The 17,792-nt window shown below is 73.9% G+C and carries 18 protein-coding genes; 11 read left to right on the forward strand and 7 right to left on the reverse strand.

The window, feature by feature from the left end:
* Nucleotides 1-149 precede the first annotated feature (149 nt).
* The 3 genes from VSR01_RS25420 to VSR01_RS25430 all read left to right on the forward strand — a co-directional run bounded on the left by VSR01_RS25420 (nt 150) and on the right by VSR01_RS25430 (nt 4,424).
* Nucleotides 150-719, forward strand: a complete 570-nt coding sequence (locus tag VSR01_RS25420) for a TetR/AcrR family transcriptional regulator (protein WP_326451439.1) — start codon at nt 150-152, stop codon at nt 717-719.
* 35 nt (nt 720-754) lie between these two features.
* Nucleotides 755-2,104, forward strand: coding sequence for a GDSL-type esterase/lipase family protein (locus VSR01_RS25425; protein WP_326451440.1), 1,350 nt, complete (start codon nt 755-757; stop codon nt 2,102-2,104).
* A 283-nt stretch (nt 2,105-2,387) separates the two neighbouring features.
* Nucleotides 2,388-4,424 (forward strand): glycosyl hydrolase family 28-related protein, encoded by a 2,037-nt coding sequence (locus VSR01_RS25430; RefSeq protein ID WP_326451441.1) that lies wholly within the window; start codon nt 2,388-2,390, stop codon nt 4,422-4,424.
* Between the two features lie 36 nt (nt 4,425-4,460).
* Here VSR01_RS25430 and VSR01_RS25435 read toward each other — a convergent pair whose 3' ends face one another.
* Nucleotides 4,461-6,266, reverse strand: a complete 1,806-nt coding sequence (locus VSR01_RS25435) for a M48 family metallopeptidase (protein ID WP_326451442.1) — start codon at nt 6,264-6,266, stop codon at nt 4,461-4,463.
* A 166-nt stretch (nt 6,267-6,432) separates the two neighbouring features.
* Here VSR01_RS25435 and VSR01_RS25440 point away from each other — a divergent pair, with 166 nt between their 5' ends.
* Entirely contained in the window at nt 6,433-7,614 is a 1,182-nt protein-coding gene (locus VSR01_RS25440) for a cystathionine gamma-synthase (protein ID WP_326451443.1), read from the forward strand.
* Nucleotides 7,615-7,817: 203 nt separating this feature from the next.
* On the opposite strand, the gene VSR01_RS25445 is transcribed toward VSR01_RS25440, so the two are convergent.
* The 3 genes from VSR01_RS25445 to VSR01_RS25455 are packed head-to-tail and all read right to left on the reverse strand — an operon-like array spanning nt 7,818 to nt 9,378.
* Nucleotides 7,818-8,075 (reverse strand): hypothetical protein, encoded by a 258-nt coding sequence (locus VSR01_RS25445; protein ID WP_326451444.1) that lies wholly within the window; start codon nt 8,073-8,075, stop codon nt 7,818-7,820.
* Nucleotides 8,072-8,746 (reverse strand): sigma factor-like helix-turn-helix DNA-binding protein, encoded by a 675-nt coding sequence (locus VSR01_RS37935; RefSeq protein ID WP_442785537.1) that lies wholly within the window; start codon nt 8,744-8,746, stop codon nt 8,072-8,074. The genes VSR01_RS25445 and VSR01_RS37935 overlap by 4 nt, the downstream gene beginning before the upstream one ends.
* A 32-nt stretch (nt 8,747-8,778) precedes the next feature.
* Nucleotides 8,779-9,378: a MarR family winged helix-turn-helix transcriptional regulator gene (locus VSR01_RS25455; RefSeq protein ID WP_326451445.1), complete on the reverse strand. Its 600-nt coding sequence runs from the start codon at nt 9,376-9,378 to the stop codon at nt 8,779-8,781.
* A 136-nt stretch (nt 9,379-9,514) separates the two neighbouring features.
* On the opposite strand from VSR01_RS25455, the gene ilvA reads away from it, so the two are divergent.
* From ilvA to VSR01_RS25470, 3 genes are all read left to right on the forward strand, one after another.
* The gene (gene ilvA, locus VSR01_RS25460; protein ID WP_326451446.1) at nt 9,515-10,741 is read left to right on the forward strand and encodes a threonine ammonia-lyase; all 1,227 of its coding nucleotides are present in this window, start codon (nt 9,515-9,517) and stop codon (nt 10,739-10,741) included.
* Nucleotides 10,742-10,872: 131 nt separating this feature from the next.
* Entirely contained in the window at nt 10,873-11,904 is a 1,032-nt protein-coding gene (locus tag VSR01_RS25465; RefSeq protein WP_326451447.1) for an ATP-binding cassette domain-containing protein, read from the forward strand.
* Nucleotides 11,901-12,755 (forward strand): ABC transporter permease, encoded by an 855-nt coding sequence (locus VSR01_RS25470; RefSeq protein WP_326451448.1) that lies wholly within the window; start codon nt 11,901-11,903, stop codon nt 12,753-12,755. The genes VSR01_RS25465 and VSR01_RS25470 overlap by 4 nt, the downstream gene beginning before the upstream one ends.
* Nucleotides 12,756-12,893: 138 nt before the next feature.
* Here VSR01_RS25470 and greA read toward each other — a convergent pair whose 3' ends face one another.
* Together greA and VSR01_RS25480 are read right to left on the reverse strand one after the other, a co-directional pair.
* On the reverse strand, nt 12,894-13,391 hold the full coding sequence (gene greA / locus VSR01_RS25475) for a transcription elongation factor GreA (RefSeq protein ID WP_326451449.1): 498 nt from the start codon (nt 13,389-13,391) through the stop codon (nt 12,894-12,896).
* Nucleotides 13,392-13,630: 239 nt separating this feature from the next.
* Nucleotides 13,631-14,092: a DUF4307 domain-containing protein gene (locus VSR01_RS25480; protein WP_326451450.1), complete on the reverse strand. Its 462-nt coding sequence runs from the start codon at nt 14,090-14,092 to the stop codon at nt 13,631-13,633.
* 127 nt (nt 14,093-14,219) lie between these two features.
* Between VSR01_RS25480 and mca the strand changes: the two genes are divergently transcribed.
* The 4 genes from mca (at nt 14,220) to VSR01_RS25500 (ending at nt 16,727) form a co-directional block, all read left to right on the forward strand.
* Nucleotides 14,220-15,092 (forward strand): mycothiol conjugate amidase Mca, encoded by an 873-nt coding sequence (gene mca / locus VSR01_RS25485; RefSeq protein ID WP_326451451.1) that lies wholly within the window; start codon nt 14,220-14,222, stop codon nt 15,090-15,092.
* 15 nt (nt 15,093-15,107) lie between these two features.
* Nucleotides 15,108-15,641, forward strand: coding sequence for a hypothetical protein (locus tag VSR01_RS25490; protein ID WP_326451452.1), 534 nt, complete (start codon nt 15,108-15,110; stop codon nt 15,639-15,641).
* A gap of 89 nt (nt 15,642-15,730) precedes the next feature.
* Nucleotides 15,731-15,916 carry a hypothetical protein gene (locus VSR01_RS25495; protein WP_326451453.1) on the forward strand — a complete coding sequence of 62 codons (186 nt, stop codon included), beginning with the start codon at nt 15,731-15,733 and terminating at the stop codon, nt 15,914-15,916.
* Nucleotides 15,917-16,259: 343 nt separating this feature from the next.
* Nucleotides 16,260-16,727, forward strand: coding sequence for a DUF1877 family protein (locus VSR01_RS25500; protein ID WP_326451454.1), 468 nt, complete (start codon nt 16,260-16,262; stop codon nt 16,725-16,727).
* Nucleotides 16,728-16,903: 176 nt separating this feature from the next.
* Here the strand turns inward: VSR01_RS25500 and VSR01_RS25505 are convergent, their stop codons facing one another.
* Nucleotides 16,904-17,695 carry a TetR/AcrR family transcriptional regulator gene (locus VSR01_RS25505; protein WP_326451455.1) on the reverse strand — a complete coding sequence of 264 codons (792 nt, stop codon included), beginning with the start codon at nt 17,693-17,695 and terminating at the stop codon, nt 16,904-16,906.
* Nucleotides 17,696-17,792: the final 97 nt, after the last annotated feature.

Consider the following 17,792-nt stretch of genomic DNA (forward strand, 5'->3'; position numbering starts at 1 on the left):
CGGGCGCGGCCCGCACCCCGGGACAGCCCCGGACGACTGCGATCTGCTCTCGGGCGTGCCCTAGTGAGATGAGCCAGTTGCCTATAGGCTTTAGGTATGTCCATAATGAATATCGGCAGCGTGGAGAGCTCGCTCGGAGGGAGAAGGTCGTGGCGCGCGTAGGGCTGAGCGCGCGGCGGCTGGTGCTGGCCGGCGCGCAACTGGCCGATGAGGCCGGGTTCGAGCAGGTGACCGTCTCCGCGCTGGCCAGGCGGTTCGACGTGAAGGTGGCGAGCCTGTACTCGCATGTGAAGGGCACCGAGGACCTCCGGGCCGGGGTCGCGCAGCTCGCGCTGGAGGAGATGGCCGACCGGGGCGCCGCCGCGCTCGCCGGGCGGTCCGGCAAGGAAGCGCTGGCCGCCCTCGGCGACGTCTACCGCGACTACGCCCGCGAGCACCCCGGCCGCTACGCCGCCGCCCGGTTCCGCCTCGATCTCAGGGCCGCCGCCGCGAGCGCGGGCGTCCGGCACGCCGACATGGCCCGCGCGGTGCTGCGCGGCTACGACCTGGCGGAGCCTGCGGCCACCCACGCGGTGCGGCTGCTCGGCAGCGTCTTCCACGGCTACGTCGAACTCGAATCGAGCGGCGGCTTCGCTCACAGCGCCCCCGACTCCCAGGAGAGCTGGACACGCATCGTCGACGCGCTGGACGCGCTGCTGCGCAACTGGCCGGCCGACTGAACCACCCATCCCCCCGTACGGATCGGAGACGGAGCATGGACGGCACGAACACGCCGGGCACGCCGAGCACGGCGCAGGCGCCGGGCACGGCGGAGGCGCCGGGCACGGCGGAGGCGCCGGGCACGGCGGCAGCACAGGGATCGGCGGGCGCCGCGGGCGCCCCGGACGGCGCGCGCGGTCTGACCGCGGTGCCGCTGACCGCGGACCTGCTGCGCGGCGCCCTCGACGTCGAGCGCACCGAACAGGGGCTGCTGCCGCACCGGTTGCCCGCGTGGGCCCGGGCGCAGAACACCGACGGGTGGCTGGCCATGGTCGAGTCCCAGCCGTCGGGCGTACGGCTCGCGCTGGGCACCGCCGCGACCGTCCTCGAAGTGGAGGTGCTGCCCACCAAGCGCGTCCACGGCGGCGCGCCGCGGCCGGACGGCGTGTACGAACTTCTGGTCGACGGCCGGCCGACGGCGCGCGCCGTCGCACCGACCGGGAACGTCCTGACGGTCGACATGGCCGGGACCTTCGACGCCGTGACCGGGGAGCCGAGCACCCTGCGCTTCACCGGTCTGCCCGGCCGCGAGAAGACCGTGGAGCTGTGGCTGCCGCACAACGAGAGCGTCCAGCTCGTCGCGCTGCGGGCCGACGCGCCGGTGCGGCCCGCAGCGGAGTCCGGGCGCCCGGTGTGGCTGCACCACGGCAGCTCCATCAGCCACGGCTCGGACGCGGTGGAGCCGACCGGCACCTGGCCGGCGCTGGCCGCCTCGCGCGCCGGCGTGGAGCTGATCAACCTCGGGTTCGGCGCGAGCGCCGTGCTGGACCCGTTCGTGGCCCGCACCATGCGGGACACGCCCGCCGACCTGATCAGCGTCAAGATCGGCATCAACCTGGTGAACACCGACCTGATGCGGCTGCGCGCCTTCACCCCCGCCGTGCACGGCTTCCTCGACACCATCCGCGAGGGCCACCCGACCACGCCGCTGCTGGTCGTCTCGCCGATCCTGTGCCCGATGCACGAGGACACCCCCGGGCCGAGCATGCCCGACCCGGCCGCGCTCGCCGAGGGCCGGCTCAGCTTCGTCGCGGTCGGCGACCCGGCCGACCGCGCCATGGGCAAGCTCACCCTCACCGTCGTCCGCGACGAGCTGTCCCGCATCGTCGCCCAGCGCGCCGCCGACGACCCGCACCTGCACTACCTCGACGGCCGCGTGCTGTACGGCGCCGCGGACACCACGTCCTTCCCGCTGCCCGACGGCCTGCACCCCGACCCCGCCACCCACCGGCTGATCGGCGAGCGCTTCGCCGCGGCGGCCTTCGGCGCCGAGGGCGCGTTCGCGCCGGGCCGGGCCGCGCGGGCCGCCGGGGCCGCGGGGACGGTGGTGTCCGCAGCGTCCTAGCAACCTCGTTCCGCAACAGAGTGGTGCTGTCGCCGCAAGAAACACGCAACGTCGTGAAGTTCGACGCCAAAGACCGCGAAATCCTCTCGCAGAAACCTTGTCGGGCTCGTGCGGGGGGACCTAGTGTCGCCTCACCCCGGAGGGGCCCGGCGGGGCCGCCGGGGTGGCACACGTCGGGCACGTCGACAGAAACGGGTTTGCGATGGCAGGGAGCAGCACACGGACCGCCGGCGGGCGGCGGTCGCGGCGAAGAGCCGCGGCGGGGACGGCGGCCGTCACCGCGATGGCCGCGGTAGTCGGGGTGTTGGCCGGCGGGCTGGCGAACGCCCTTGCCGGGCACGGGAGTCCGGGCGGCGCGGGCGGCGGGCGCGGCGGGCCGGGCGCGCCGGCCGTGACGCGGGCCGCGCTGGACCCCGCGCTGGTCGCCGGCCGCGGCGCGACCGTCGGCTTCAGCGAGCAGGAGGCCGAGCACGCCGCCACGAACGGCACGGTGATCGGCCCCGGCCGGGACGCCTACACGCTGCCCGCGGAGGCGTCGGGCCGCTCGGCGGTCACCCTGAAGCCGGGCCAGTACGTGGAGTTCACGCTGCCGGCCGCGGCCAACGCGATCACCGTCCGCTACAGCATCCCGGACGCGCCGGCCGGCGGCGGGCTCACCTCGCCGCTGAACGTCACCGTCGACGGTGCGGGCCGCCGCACGATGACGCTGACGTCGCAGTACGCCTGGCTGTACAACCTCTATCCGTTCTCCAACGACCCCACCGCCGACGTCTCGCACCCCGACTGGTGGGTCACCGAGTGCGGCTGCGTCCCGCAGGACACCACGCCGGCACCGGTGTTCGCCAAGCCGTTCCGGCCCAACCACTTCTACGACGAGCAGCGGCTCCTGCTCGGCCGCACCTACCGGGCCGGCGACAAGGTCCGGCTCACCGTCCCGGCCGGCGCCGCGACCACCACCGTCGACCTGCTCGACTCGCAGCTCGTCGCGCCGCCCAAGGTCGACCTGGCCGCCGCCGACGTCCTCGCGTTCGGGGCCGATCCGACCGGCCGCCGCGACTCCGCCGACGCCCTCGACCGGGCCATCGCCTTCGCCCGCCGCGCCCACCTCAAGGTCTACGTCCCGCCGGGCACGTACCAGGTGAACCGGCACATCATCGTGGACCACGTCACGATCGAGGGCGCCGGCAGCTGGTACACCGTCTTCAAGGGCCACCAGGTGGACCTGTCCGCGCCGGACGCTGGGGGCACCTCCCAGCCCGGAGGGCCTGGGGGAGGGTCGGTCCACACCGGTGTCGGGTTCTACGGCAAGGACGCGGCGCAGGGCGGCAGTTCGGACGTGCACCTGTCCGGCTTCGCCATCGAGGGCGACGTGCGTGAGCGCGTCGACACCGACCAGGTGAACGGGATCGGCGGCGCGCTCAGCGACTCGACGATCGAGGGGCTGTACATCCAGCACACCAAGGTCGGCATGTGGTTCGACGGCCCGATGTCGCACCTGCGGATCAGCGACAACGTGATCGTCGACCAGATCGCCGACGGCATCAACTTCCACACCGGCGTGACCGATTCGCGGGTGTCGAACAACTTCCTGCGCAACACCGGCGACGACGCGCTGGCCATGTGGTCGGAGAAGACCGAGGACGCGCGCGACACCTTCGACCACAACACCGTGCAGACACCGGTGCTCGCCAACGGCATCGCCCTGTACGGCGGCACCGACAACACCGTCTCCGACAACCTGGTCGCCGACCCGATCCGCGAGGGCAGCGGCATCCAGGTCGGCTCCCGGTTCGGCGCCGAGGCCTTCACCGGCCACCTGTGGATCACCGGCAACACCACGGTGCGCGCCGGCACCTACGAGCTGAACTGGAACATCGGGCTCGGCGCCATCTGGTTCTACGCGCTGGAGAAGGACATCGCCGCCGACATCGAGGTGACCGGCGACGACTTCCTCGACAACACCTACAACGCGATCATGCTGGTCTCCGACTTCCCGGTGAAGGACCTGTACGCGATCACCGGCGTCCACTTCAAGGACATCCGCGTCGACGGCACCGGCACCTCCGTGCTCAGCGCCCGCTCGGCCGGCGGCGCCACCTTCGAGAACGTCGACGCCCGCAACGTCGGCGCGGTCGGCGTCAACAACTGCGGATCGTTCAACTTCCCCGCCACCGGTTCGGAGTTCACCGTCACCGACCTCGGCGGCAACGACGGCGGCGGCACCACCGGCCCCTGGCTCGCCCCCTGGGAACTCCCCAACACCATCACCTGCGACGACCGCCCCCCACTCGTCCCCCCACCGGGTCCCACGGCGTGGTGACCGCGGCAGCGTGACCCCGGCGCCCTCGACTCCCGCTCAGCCCGCGGGAGCCGGGGGCGCCGCCGGTGCGGGCAGGACCGGTGCGAGCAGGGCGCGCAGCGGGGCGGTGTCGGGAACGTCGGCGACCGCCGCGGTGAGCGTGGCCTCCAGCGCGGGGGCGGTGACGTCGGACGGCAGGGCGAACCGCAGCGGTGCGCCGGTCCACGACAGGGTCCAGCGGGCCCGGCCGCCGTGCGCGAGCGCGAGGTGGACCAGCGCGTCGAGCCCCTGGAGCAGCCCGGTCCTGGCGAACTCGCGGGCCGCGCGCCCCGTGGCCTGCTGGGCGGCCCGCGACACCGGCATCCCCGGCGCGATCCGCGTCCACAGCAGGCCCTCGTCGACAGCGTCGAGCGTCTCGACGAGCGTGGGCAGGTTGCCGCCCGCGCCCGGCCGCACGGCGAACAGCGCGCGCCGCAGCGGCTCCGCCGCCGAGGTCGCCGCCGACCACCCGGCGGACTGGGCCAGTTCGTCCCACGGCAGCCGCCGCATCGCCGCGGCCTTCTCGGTCAGCGTCACCGCCTCGACCTCAGCGAGCACCGCGGGCGTCGTCCGCACCGGAGTCGCGCCGGCCGATGACCCGATCCCCGCCGAGGGACCGGCCCCCGCCGAACCCCCCGCGCCCGCCTCGCCCGCCTCGCCCGCCGCCCCCGCGCCCTCCAGCAGCGTGAGCGCCGCCGGCGCGCCCGGGTCGTCCACGACGCCGTCATCGGGCAGCGCCTCGATCAGCCGAACCCGTTCGGCCATCGGCGGGTGCGAGTCGTACGGCGACGGCTCCACGTGCCCCGCGCCGCCGCCGGCCCGCGGATCGGCTCCGGCCCCCGCGCCCGCGCCGCCCGCACCCGCGCCCGTACCCGAAGCGCCCGGCCCGGCGCCGTCCCCGGCGTCCGGCCCGGTCGGCGTCAACCCCTCCCGCAGCGCCGCGAGTTCCTCGGCGCGCCCCGGCTCGGCCAGCAGCCGGCCGAAGCCGCCGTAGAACTCGCCGGCCGCCGGGAGCAGTTCGGCGTCCCAGCCGATCGTGGCGTACCGATCGACGTAGAACTCGAACGCCGCCTCCAGCAGCGGGACTTCGCGCAGCGCGTTCGCCGTGGTGGCGCGGCCCACGGTGAGCGCCGCGCGGCGGTCCGCGGCCAACTCCTGGCGGCGGGCCACGGACTGCGAGGCGCGCATGTACATCCGGCCGTAGCGGACGTAGAGGTTGCCGACGATCGCGAACGTCCGCCCGTTGTCCTTCGCGCCGAGCCGGAACTGCTCGATGGTGTGCAGGATCGACACGCGGCCGCGCATCGTCGGCCCGATCAGCCGGGTGTCGTGGTGGCTGTAGTGCCCGAACTCGTGGGCCAGCACGGCCCGCAGCCGCGGCACGGTCAGCCCGGCCAGCAGCGGCACGCCCAGCGAGAGGCTGCGCCGGCCGCGGACCAGGCCCAGCAGCCTGGTGCGTTCGGAGACCGACGCGTTCACGTCGCCGGTGAGCAGCACCCGGTCCGGGGCGCGGGTGCCGGCCAGCCGCGCGGCCTCCTCGATCTCCGCCCACAGCCGCGGCTGCGCGTCCCGCGTCACCTCGTACCCGTCGCTGCCGCCACCCGATCGGCGGCGGCCGAGTATGAACATCCCGTCAAGGATCGGCAGCGTCACCATCAGCGACACCGCCAGCACGTACAACTCGCCGAGCCGGAACTCGCCGTGCACCATCTCGTAGACCATCAGCACGTCGACGCCGACGATCAGCGCCAGCAGCAGCACGCCCATCAGGTAGAAGCCGGCCAGCAGCAGGAAAGCGCGCAGCGCGCGCACGGTGGCAGCCATCGGAAGCGGTCCCCCCACAGGACTCGCGAACCCCCGCGGGCCGCGGCGCGCGGGCACGGGTGTTCGGATCAGGAGGCGCATCCTACGGGCGGCGGGGGCCGCGGGCCAGTGACATCACGGCGGCGTCCGGCCCGGCGGGCCCGGTCCTGCGGTTACCCTCGGCGGCATGAGCGATCAGCACGAGCAGCACGGCCGGAACGGCGACAGCGGGCACCGGCACTTCGAGACCCTCGCGATCCACGCGGGCCAGCCGGCGGACGCCTCGACCGGGGCCGTGGTCACCCCGATCTACCAGGTGTCGACGTACAAGCAGGACGGGGTCGGCGGGCTGCGCGGCGGCTACGAGTACAGCCGGTCGGCGAACCCCACCCGCAGCGCGCTGGAGCAGAACCTGGCCGCGCTGGAGGGCGGCAGCCGGGGCCTGGCGTTCGCCTCGGGGCTGGCGGCCGAGGACTGCCTGCTGCGGACCGTGCTGGCGCCCGGCGACCACGTGGTGATCCCGGACGACGCCTACGGCGGCACCTTCCGGCTGTTCGCGAAGGTCGTCGAGCGCTGGGGCGTGACCTGGTCGGTGGCCGACACCTCGGACGTGCAGGCGGTGCGCGACGCGGTGCGGCCGCAGACCAAGCTGATCTGGGTGGAGACCCCCTCCAACCCGCTGCTCGGCGTGACCGACATCGCCGCGCTGGCCGGGGTGGCCCGCCAGTCCGGCGTGCGGCTGGTGGTGGACAACACCTTCGCCAGCCCCTACCTCCAGCAGCCGCTCGCGCTCGGCGCGGACGTGGTCGTGCACTCCACCACCAAGTACATGGGCGGCCACTCCGACGTGGTCGGCGGCGCGCTGGTCACCTCCGACGCGGCGCTCGGCGAGGAGCTGGCGTACCACCAGAACGCGATGGGCGCGGTCGCCGGGCCGTTCGACGCGTGGCTGGTGATGCGCGGGATCAAGACGCTCGCGGTGCGCATGGACCGGCACAGCGAGAACGCCGGCCGGGTCGCCGCGATGCTGGCCGCGCACCCGCGGGTCACCGAGGTCTACTACCCGGGCCTGGACACGCACCCCGGGCACGAGGTCGCGGCCAAGCAGATGAAGGCGTTCGGCGGCATGGTGTCCTTCCGCGTCGAGGGCGGCGAGGAGGCGGCCGTCGCGGTGTGCGACCGGGCCCGGCTGTTCACGCTCGGCGAGTCGCTCGGCGGCGTGGAGTCGCTGATCGAGCACCCCGGCCGGATGACCCACGCGTCGGTCGCCGGATCCGCGCTGGAGGTCCCCGCGGACCTGGTACGCCTGTCGGTCGGCATCGAGGCCGCGGACGACCTGCTGGCGGACCTGCGACAGGCGCTGGGGTAGTCCCGCTGGGGTGGTCCGTACGGGGGCCCGCCACGCGCGCCCGTACGGGCCGTACGACCATCGGGCCACCCTTGGTGGTCCAACGGGCCCGCCACGCGCGCCCGTACGGGCCCGCCACGCGCGGCCGGCGGCGGTCCGCAGTCCTGTCCGCAGTCCTGTCCGCGGTCCGCCGGCGTGGTACGGGCCACGCGCCGCCGCTCGGGTCAGTGCCGCCACCAGGTGTCGTCGACCGGCGTGCCGGGCGACGGGTCGTGCGGCCAGGCGAGTGCGGCCAGCACCAGCGCGGTGACCGCCGCGGCGACGAACAACGCCCACAGGACGGTGTGCTCGATGCGGCGCCGCCGTACGATGCGCCGCCCGCGCAGCGCCGCGCGGGCGGCCAGGTCGGCCGGCACGGCCGGGCGCGGGGTGTCCAGCAGCCGGCGGACCTCGTCGTCCCTGCGGTTGGGCAGCCCGCTCACGGCGCCGCCCCTCGCGCGGGGGCGCGCGGTCCCGCCTCCGCCGCGGCGTCCGCCCGATGCGCCCCGCCGGGCGCCGGGGAGGGCGTGACCGGCGCGGAGGGCGCGGAGGGCGCCGGGCTCGTGGCCGCGGGGCTCGCGGCCGGCCGGGCCCGAACCGCGGCACGGCGGACCGGCGGCAGAGCAGGAGCGGCTGCGGGAGCGGGTGCGGGAGCGCCGGCGGGTGCGGCTGCGGGAGCGGGTGGGGCGGGCGCGGGCCGGGAGCGCAGGGTGGCCGCCGCCCGCGCGCCGATCGCGTGCACCCGCTCGGCGGGCAGCCCGAGCTGCGCCGCCGTCTGCTCCTCGGCGATGCCCTCGAAGAACCGCATCGTGACGACGAGCCGCTCCTGGGCGGAGAGCCGATCCAGCGCGCCGCCGTGCGGCCTGCGCCACCACGGCCGGCAGGCGAACCGCCGTACCAGCTCGCTCCTGGCCTGCTCGTACGGGTCCTCGGCGCGCATCCGCAGCCAGTCGGCGTAGACCCGGGCGAGTACCGCGGTCAGCAGGCGCTCGGCCTCGGCCGGGTCTCCGGTGAGCAGGGTGGCGGCATGCAGCAGCCGCCCTCCCGCTCCCGCGGTGAACGCCGCGAACTCGGCGTCCCGTCGGAGCTCGGCCTCGGCCCGGCGTCTGCCCACCTTTCGATGGGACGGCACGGCGGCGCGCCGGGTCAAGCCCCCTGCGCGCCGGCGGCCGGACCGTCCGCGGGGTCCGCCGTGTCGTCGGCGGAGCCCTGGCCGGGGCCCCGGGCGGAGCTGCGGTCGAAGACCTCGGCCGAGCCCTCCGCGGCGGCGTCCGCGCGGACCGTGCCCGCGTGCCACTCGGCCAGCGCGGCGTTGAAGCGGACCAGCAGTTCGGTGAAGACCTCCCGCTCCTGCGTGGTCCACCCCTCGGTGACCTGGGCCATCAGCCGGCGCCGCGAGTCGCGCACCTCCTCCAGCCGGCCGCGGCCGCGCGGGGAGAGCGCGAGCACGACGGCCCGCCCGTCCTCGGGGTGGGAGGTGCGTTTGACCAGGCCCGAGTCGACCAGCGGCGCGACCTGGCGGGTCACCGTCGAGGAGTCGATCCGCATCGCCTCGGCGAGCGCCTTGACACCCATCGGGCCCTCCCGGTCGAGCCGGTTGAGCAGCAGATAGGCGGCGCGGTCCATCGAGTTGCGCGCCTTGCCGACGCCGCCGAGCCGCGTCTGTTCGGCGCGCCGCGCGAAGAGGGCGACCTGGTGCTGGAGGCTCTCAAGCAGATCTGCCGAGGTCTCCGGAGGGTTGGACATGACCTTGAAGCTCGCGTTCTGTCGGTCCTGCAGACGGGACGGGAAGGCAGGAAGTTGGGGAGAAGAGTAGTAGGCCGTGATGGTGACCGAGCGGTTCCCGCGCAATCCGCGGGCCGTCGGCTGCGAGACTGGGGCCATGGACACCTCGTCGTCCCCCTCCGTCACCCTCGATGACGTGCGCGGAGCGCACAAGATGCTCTCCGGGGTGGCCCGGGTGACCGGCATGGAGGGCTCCCGGCACCTGTCGTCGCTGGTCGGAGCACCGGTGCACCTGAAGTGCGAGAACCTCCAGCGGACCGGTTCGTTCAAGATCCGCGGGGCGTACGTGCGCATCGCCGGGCTGCGGCCCGAGGAGCGCGCCGCCGGCGTGGTCGCGGCGAGCGCCGGCAACCACGCGCAGGGCGTGGCGCTGGCCGCGTCGCTGCTCGGGGTGCGCTCCACGGTCTTCATGCCGGTCGGCGCGCCGCTGCCGAAGGTCGCCGCGACCCGCGAGTACGGCGCCGAGGTGCGGCTGCACGGCGCGGTGGTGGACGAGACGCTGCGCGCGGCGACCGCCTACGCCGAGGAGACCGGCGCGGTCTTCATCCACCCCTTCGACCACCCCGACGTGATCGCCGGGCAGGGCACGGTCGGGCTGGAGATCCTGGAGCAGTGCCCCGAGGTGCGCACCGTCGTGGTGGGCGTGGGCGGCGGCGGGCTGATCGCCGGGCTCGCCGTCGCGGTCAAGGAGCTGCGGCCGGACGTGCGGATCGTCGGCGTGCAGGCGGCGGGCGCGGCGGCGTACCCGCCCTCGCTGGCGGCCGGGCGGCCGATGGCGCTGGGCACGGTGGCCACGATGGCCGACGGGATCATGGTGGGCCGTCCGGGCGACGTGCCGTTCGCGCTGGTGGAAAACCTGGTGGACGACATCGTCACGGTGTCGGAGGATCAACTGTCCAGGGCGCTGCTGCTGTGCATGGAACGGCTGAAGCTGGTCGTGGAGCCGGCCGGGGCGAGCGCGGTGGCGGCGCTGATGGCCGACCCGGGCGCCTTCCGGGGCGGCGGGCCGGTGGTCGCGGTGCTGTCCGGCGGCAACGTCGACCCGCTGCTGCTCCAGCGCATCCTGCGGCACGGCATGTCGGCGGCCGGGCGGTACCTGTCGCTGCGGCTGCGGCTGACCGACCGGCCGGGGGCGCTGGCCTCGCTCCTGGGGGCGTTGTCAGTGGCCGACGCTAACGTGCTCGACATCAGCCACGTGCGGACCGACCCCCGGCTCGGACTGGCGGAGGCGGAGGTCGAACTGCACCTGGAGACGAAGGGGCCCGAGCACTGCGACGCGGTGCGGGCCGCGCTGGAGGACGCGGGCTACGCGGTGATCGCCTGAGAGCGCGCGCCGCGGACGACCCGCCGCCGACGGCTTGACGCGATATATCGCGTCTGTCATGCTCGCGGTCTATCGCGAGTGTGGGACGCGCGATTCGCCACGCAGCCACGCAACGGAACGGGAGCGAGATCATGCCGGGCGCCATCTACGCCGAGGGTCTGGTGAAGACCTTCGGCGATGTCAGGGCACTGGGGGGAGTGGACCTCGACGTGCCGGAGGGCACCGTCCTCGGTCTGCTCGGGCCCAACGGCGCGGGGAAGACCACCGCGGTGCGCGTCCTGACCACGCTGCTGCAACCCGACAGCGGCACCGCCGTCGTCGCGGGCATCGACGTGCTCAGGCACCCCAACGAGGTGCGTCGCCACATCGGCCTGTCCGGCCAGTTCGCGGCCGTCGACGAGTACCTCACCGGCCGCGAGAACCTCCGCATGGTCGGCCGGCTCTACCAGCTCAGCGCCAAGCAGGCCCGGGTCCGCGCCGACGAGCTGCTGGAGCGCTTCAACCTCGCCGACGCCGCCGACCGCACCGCCAAGACGTACTCCGGCGGCATGCGCAGGCGGCTCGACCTGGCCGCCGCGCTGGTGGTCAGCCCGCCGGTGATGTTCATGGACGAGCCCACCACCGGCCTGGACCCGCGCAACCGGCAGGCGCTGTGGGAGGTCATCCAGGAGCTGGTGGCCGGCGGCACCACGCTGCTGCTGACCACGCAGTATCTGGAGGAGGCCGACCACCTGGCGCACGACATCTGCGTCATCGACCACGGCCTGGTCATCGCCCGCGGCACCTCCGACCAGCTCAAGGCGCAGACCGGCGGCGAGCGCGTCGAGGTCGTGGTGCACGACACCGACCGGATCGACAAGGCCGGCCGGGTGCTGGCCCGGCACGGCCAGGGCGACGCCAAGGTCGACCGGCACACCCGCAAGATCACCGTCCCGGTCACCGGCGGCGCCAAGCTGCTCGCCGAGGTGATCAGGGAACTGGACGCGCAGGGCATCGAGATCGACGACATCGGCCTGCGCCGCCCCACCCTGGACGACGTCTTCATCTCGCTGACCGGCCACGCCGCCGAGACCCCGGAGACCACCGAGGGCGGCGACGGCGGCGGCGACCGCGAGGACACGAGCACGGCCGCCGACGCGGCCGGTGAGGAGGCCGTGAAGTGAGCGCCGCGACCGACACCGCGTCGGCCACCCTGGCGCCGACCGCCCGCGGCGGACTGGTGCAGTCCGCGCACGACTCGCTGGTGGTCGCCAAGCGCAACCTGCTGCGCATGATGCGCATCCCGGAGATCGTGATCTTCGGCCTGATCCAGCCGATCATGTTCGTGGTGCTCTTCAGCTACGTCTTCGGCGGCTCGGTCAACGTCGGCGGGTCGTTCGGCGCCGCCGAATACCGCGAGTTCCTGATGGGCGGCATCTTCGCCCAGACCGTCACCTTCGCCACCGCGGGCGCCGGCGCCGGCATCGCGGACGACATGCACAAGGGCCTGATCGACCGCTTCCGCTCGCTGCCGATGTCGCGCGGCGCGGTGCTCACCGGCCGCACCCTGGCCGACCTGGTGCAGACCGCGCTGACCGTGGTGGTGCTCGCCGTGGTCGGCCTGCTGGTCGGCTGGCGGGTGCACAACGGCATCCCGAAGATGTTCGGCGCGTTCGCCCTGCTGCTCCTGCTCGGTTACGCCTTCTCCTGGATCGGCGCGCTGATCGGACTGTCGGTGCGCACCCCGGAGGCGGCCACCTCGGGCGGCCTGATCTGGTTGTTCCCGGTGACCTTCGTGTCCAATGCGTTCGTCAGCCCGGAGAACATGACGCCGTGGCTGCGGCACGTCGCGGAGTGGAACCCGTTCAGCGCGACCGTGCAGGCCGCGCGCTCGCTGTTCGGCAACCCCGGCGTGGTGCACTCCGACGCCTGGCCGATGCAGCACCCGGTGTGGGCGTCGCTGGTCTGGTCGGTCGTGATCATCGCGGTCTTCCGCACCTGGGCGGTCCACAAGTACCGCTCGGCCACGGCCTGACCCGTACGGATCGTCGCGGCGTCCGGGTCACGGACCGCCCGCCACCCGGACGCGACGGCGCCGGACCGCCCACGGGGGGCGGTCCGGCGCCGTCGTGCGGTTCTTCCGGATGCGTCCGCCGCGCGGACGCGGGCGGGCTCAGCCCTGGTACGGCTTGACGTCGAGGATGGTCACCGACGCCTGCTTGCCGTTCGGCAGCTCGTACGTCGCCTCCTCGCCCTTGCGCTTGCCGTCCACGCCGCGGCCCAGCGGGGACTGCGGGGAGTACGTCTCGAGGTCGCTGGACACGCCCTCGCGCGAGCCCAGCAGGAAGGTCATCGAGTCGTCCGGGTCGCCGTCGAACGCGATGGTGACGACCATGCCCGGGGCCACCACGCCGGTGTCCGCCGGCGCCTCGCCGACCTTGGCGGTCTCCAGGATCTGGTTGAGCTGGCGGATGCGCAGCTCCAGCTTGCCCTGGTCCTCGCGCGCCGCGTGGTACCCGGCGTTCTCCTTGAGATCGCCTTCCTGGCGGGCTTCCTCGATCTTGGCGACGATCTCGGCGCGCGCGGGACCAGACAGGTGCTCCAGCTCGGCCTTGAGCTGGTCGTACGCCGCCTGGGTGAGCCAGGTGACGTTGTCGCTGGTCTGGGTCACTGGTGCTCCTCGTCGGTACTGTGATGCCGTATCCGGTCGCGCGGGCTCTCCGCGGACGGTCGCGGCGCCGCGCGTGCACACGTGGCGGGCCGCTCGCCCCGACCGGCCGGTGCCGACCGCCGAGCCGGTGAACAAGTGCATTGCCACCGGCTGCCGGGACGAAACCACGAGCCTAACAATTACCGGCCGTGGACGGGAGCGCGAAACGTCCCGGTGCGCCCCCTCGCACCCGCACGGGGTCAGCCGCGCGGCGCGGTGCCGCAGCTGACCAGCTCACCGGTGCTGCCGCGGGCGGTGGTGCGCACCGTCACGATGGTGTCCACCTGCTTGGCGTGCTGCGTGAGCCGTACGTCCTTGCGGCCGACCTCGTTGTGGTCGGCGTCCTCCGAGCGCAGCGTGCAGACCGCCACCGTGCCGGCGTCCTTGTGGACCTCCAGGTGGATCTCCACCGCGTGGTCGGACACCGCCTGGAAGGCCACCACCTGGGCGCTGACCTTGCTGTCGGCGATGGTGTGCCAGCCGTACCAGCCGATCCCGGCCAGGGCCAGCGCGCCGGCCACCACGGCGGCGACGCGCAGCTTGCGGTCGGCGCGGGCGTCGGCCTCGGCGTCGCGGAAGCGCCGGTCGCCGGGGCCGTAGCGGCCCGCGGGCGGGGCTTGCGGGGTCCGCGGGTCCGGCGGGCCTGGCTGCACGGCCGTCATGATCGTTCCTCCGGGTCAGGGGCGCACGGGACCACGCGGAATTATTCGTCCCCTCACTCGGTCACTATAGGATGCGCCCTCCGGGCCGACGGAGGGGGCCCGAACCGGGAGACTTGAGGATTCAGCCTTGACTGAGCAGCTGCGACTGATGGCCGTGCACGCGCACCCCGACGACGAGTCGAGCAAGGGCGCCGCCACCATGGCGAAGTACGTGTCCGAGGGGGTGGACGTACTGGTGGCCACCTGCACCGGCGGCGAGCGCGGGTCGGTGCTCAACCCCAGGCTCCAGGGCGACCCCTACATCGAGGAGCACATCCACGAGGTCCGGGCCCGCGAGATGGAGGAGGCCCGCCAGATCCTCGGCGTGCGGCAGGCGTGGCTCGGCTTCGTCGACTCCGGCCTGCCCGAGGGCGACCCGCTGCCGCCGCTGCCCGAGGGCTGCTTCGGCCTGCAGGACGTGGACACCGCGGCCGGCGCGCTGGTCCGCCTGGTCCGCCACTTCCGTCCGCACGTGATGACCACGTACGACGAGAACGGCGGCTACCCGCACCCGGACCACATCATGACCCACAAGATCTCCATGGTGGCCTTCGAGGCCGCCGGCGACCCCGAGCGCTATCCCAAGGCCGGCGAGCCCTGGACCCCGCTGAAGCTCTACTACAACCAGGGCTTCAACAAGCAGCGCACCCTCGCCCTGCACGAGGCGCTGCTCGCCCGCGGCCTGGAGTCGCCGTACGAGGAGTGGCTCAAGCGCTGGGACGAGTTCGCCCGGCCGGAGCGGAACATCACCACCCGGGTGCCGTGCGCGGACTTCTTCGAGATCCGCGACAAGGCGCTGCTCGCCCACGCCACCCAGATCGACCCCGACGGCGGCTGGTTCCGGGTGCCGCTGGACGTCCAGCGCGAGGTCTGGCCGACCGAGGACTACGAACTGGTGACGTCCCGGGTGGACGTCTCGCTCCCGGAGGACGACCTCTTTGCGGGCGTCCGCGGAGCCTAGGGGACAATGGCGGGCGTGACTTCCACCCACGCCCTTCCGCAAGCCGTCGTCCCGCTCGCCCAGGAGCTGGACGACAACAAGGTGACGCCGGGGCTCCTCGGATTCGTGATCTTCGCCGTCATCGCCCTCGCGCTGTGGGCGCTCATGAAAAACATGGGCAAGCAGATGAAGAAGATCGACTTCGAGGAGGACCCGGCCGACCGGCCGCCGGCTGCTGGCGGCGCGTCCGCCTCCGCGCCGGCGCAGCGTACGTCGGGGCCGGCGCAGCGCGCGTCCGGGCCGGCCCAGCGCGCGTCCGGGTCCGCGAAGGCGGCGGGCGGCGGGCCCGCGAAGCCGGCCGGCGCTGGCCGGACCGCCGACGCCCCGGACCCGGCGAAGCCGGCCGCGGCGGACGGCGCCGGCAAGACCACGAGGTCCGCGGGTGCGGCGAAGCCGGCGGGTGCGGCCACGTCCGCGAGCGGGGCCAAGTCGAAGGCCGCCAAGCCTCCCAAGCCCGCCAAGCCCGCCGCCGGCCCGGTCAAGGCGCCCCGGCCCGCGCCGGGCAAGTAGCAAGCCCGCGCGCGCCGGCCGTGCCGAGCCGGTGGGGCGGCCCGTCACGGCGCGGCCGGACACGGCGGTGACCAACGGCCGGTCACAGCGTGTTCGTGAAGGTGCCCGGCACGGTGTCGCCGTCCGGGTCGGTGATGGACGTGCCCGCGAGGTCCGCAGCCCCCAGCGTCAGGGTGTCCCCGAAGCCGTCGTCGCCGGTCAGCGCGATGGGCGTCCACTGGCGGCCGGTGTCCGAGGCCGGTACGTCGTTTGCGTACGCGCACCAGCTGTACTAGCTGACGACCGCCGTCACCGGAGTAGCCCGGCAGACCTACACCTACGACGCGGACGGCGACTACACCGGCAACGGCTCCTCGGCGAGCAGCATCACCCCCTCGGCGCCCGCGTCTACGACGCGGCGACCGGCCGCTTCACCTACTCCTCCAGCACGTCGACCGACCTGGAGTGGGACGGCCAGTCATGGGGGACGGCGAAGAGTGCGCTGCTGACCTCCACGGTCTACGCACTGGCTTCGGTCTTCCCCGAAGCCGCCGCTGCGGACGAGGTAACCTCCGTGGCCGGGGCGCTGACCCAGGACCTTTTCCGCCTGGTGGCCTGAGGCACAGTGGAGACAAGGACATGAGCATCGAGTTCACGATGTGGCAGATCAGCCCGGCGGCGTACGCGAACGCCAGGGAAAGGGGGGTGTTGGGGCCCGAGCGGGTGGCCGTGGAAGAGGGGGTGGCCAAGGACTGGGACGTGCTGGTCCGCATCCTGGCGGACGGCCGGGTCGCGCTGCCGGTGACGGGCGCGGCGCGGGCGATCGCCGGGGGTGAGGTCCTCCCGTACGACGAGATGGACTACGGGGGCACGCGGGTGCTGTCGCCCGCGCTGGTGCGAGAAGTGGCGGGTGAGCTGGCCGAGATCGGCGACGCCGACGTCGAAAGCCGTTACCGCACCGTGGACTTCACGGACTGCTACGGCACGAACGAGGGCGGCGCGCACGCCAGCCCGGTGGAGCACTACCTGACCTCCTTCCACGAGCTGCGCGACTTCTACACGTCCGCCGCGAAGGCGGGCGACGCGATGGCGGTGTGGCTGGGCTGAGGCCGGCGGCGCGCCCCCAGACAGCCGCCAGGTCCCACGCTGACGGTAAAGGACACAGGTCAGCGCACTGTCCGCCACTGTCTCAGCGCACTGTCCGCCGTTCTCTGCGGCGCCGGGCGCCCGGAACTGGCGGCGCCAGGACGGCGAGCGGGTCCGCCGCGTGCCCGGGCGGCGGCTCAGTAGGCCCTCGTCCGGCGGGCGATCAGCACCTCGATCCCGTCCAGGACCCGGGTCAGGCCGAAGTCCACGTCGTCCTCGTCGACGGCGTCGTCGTACTCGTCGCGCGTCATCATGGCCGCCAGAAGGGGGTATCCGTGCTCCTGCAGGAGCGGTCGGAGGAACCGCGCCACGGCGGCCGACCGGACCGGTGCCGCGGTGCTCTCGCGCACATCGCGGCGGGCGGCCGCGATGCGCCGCGCGTAGCCGTCGAGCAGCAGCGCGCACCCCAGCGACTCGGCTGAGCCGAGCCCGGCGCCGGTGAGTGCCTCCAGCAGCACCTCCGTCCAGCGCAGCAGGTTCGGCGTCACGGGCGCCCCGCGGATGGGCAGGTCGGGCAGCCACGGGTGGACGTCGCACCGCTCGATCATCGCCCTGGTCCAGGCGGCGGCCGCGGCCCGCCACCCGTCCGTGCCGGCCAGGTCCGGGGCCGGACCCCACGCGGCTTCGGCGAGGAGCACCAGAAGCTCGTCCCGCGAGCTGACGTACCGGTAGACCGCGTTCGCGGTGAGCCCCACCCGCCTGGCGACGTTCGGCATGGACAGCGCCGCGAAGCCCTCCGCGTCGGCCAGCGCGACGGCCGCCTCGACGATTCCCTCGACGCTCTGCGACGGCTTCCGGCCCAGCCGTCCCGACTTGGCGGACAGGCCCCAGGCCAGCGCGAGGCCGGGCGGCAGCTGCTCGTCGTCGCTCGTCGTCATCGGCGTCGTCTCCGCGTCCCGCCCGCCAGGGGGCGTCGACTTCGTGGGCACCTCGCACTTTATATTAGTGTGGGCCGCACACGAATTGTTCGAGGAGGTGAACACCGATGAATCCGCTCGGTCGCGAGCCCTCCGCGCCGTATCGCAA

The organism is Actinacidiphila sp. DG2A-62, assembly GCF_035825295.1.
Taxonomy (GTDB): domain Bacteria; phylum Actinomycetota; class Actinomycetes; order Streptomycetales; family Streptomycetaceae; genus Actinacidiphila.

Excerpts from the sequence above, each read along its gene's own strand:
- VSR01_RS25480 (WP_326451450.1), bottom strand. The coding sequence starts at position 14,092 with ATGACGGCCGTGCAGCCAGGCCCGCCGGACCCGCGGACCCCGCAAGCC.
- ilvA (WP_326451446.1), top strand. The coding sequence starts at position 9,515 with ATGGACACCTCGTCGTCCCCCTCCGTCACCCTCGATGACGTGCGCGGA.
- VSR01_RS25455 (WP_326451445.1), bottom strand. The coding sequence starts at position 9,378 with ATGTCCAACCCTCCGGAGACCTCGGCAGATCTGCTTGAGAGCCTCCAG.
- VSR01_RS25430 (WP_326451441.1), top strand. The coding sequence starts at position 2,388 with ATGGCCGCGGTAGTCGGGGTGTTGGCCGGCGGGCTGGCGAACGCCCTT.
- VSR01_RS25440 (WP_326451443.1), top strand. The coding sequence starts at position 6,433 with ATGAGCGATCAGCACGAGCAGCACGGCCGGAACGGCGACAGCGGGCAC.
- VSR01_RS25500 (WP_326451454.1), top strand. The coding sequence starts at position 16,260 with ATGAGCATCGAGTTCACGATGTGGCAGATCAGCCCGGCGGCGTACGCG.
- VSR01_RS25465 (WP_326451447.1), top strand. The coding sequence starts at position 10,873 with ATGCCGGGCGCCATCTACGCCGAGGGTCTGGTGAAGACCTTCGGCGAT.
- VSR01_RS25425 (WP_326451440.1), top strand. The coding sequence starts at position 755 with ATGGACGGCACGAACACGCCGGGCACGCCGAGCACGGCGCAGGCGCCG.
- VSR01_RS25435 (WP_326451442.1), bottom strand. The coding sequence starts at position 6,266 with ATGGCTGCCACCGTGCGCGCGCTGCGCGCTTTCCTGCTGCTGGCCGGC.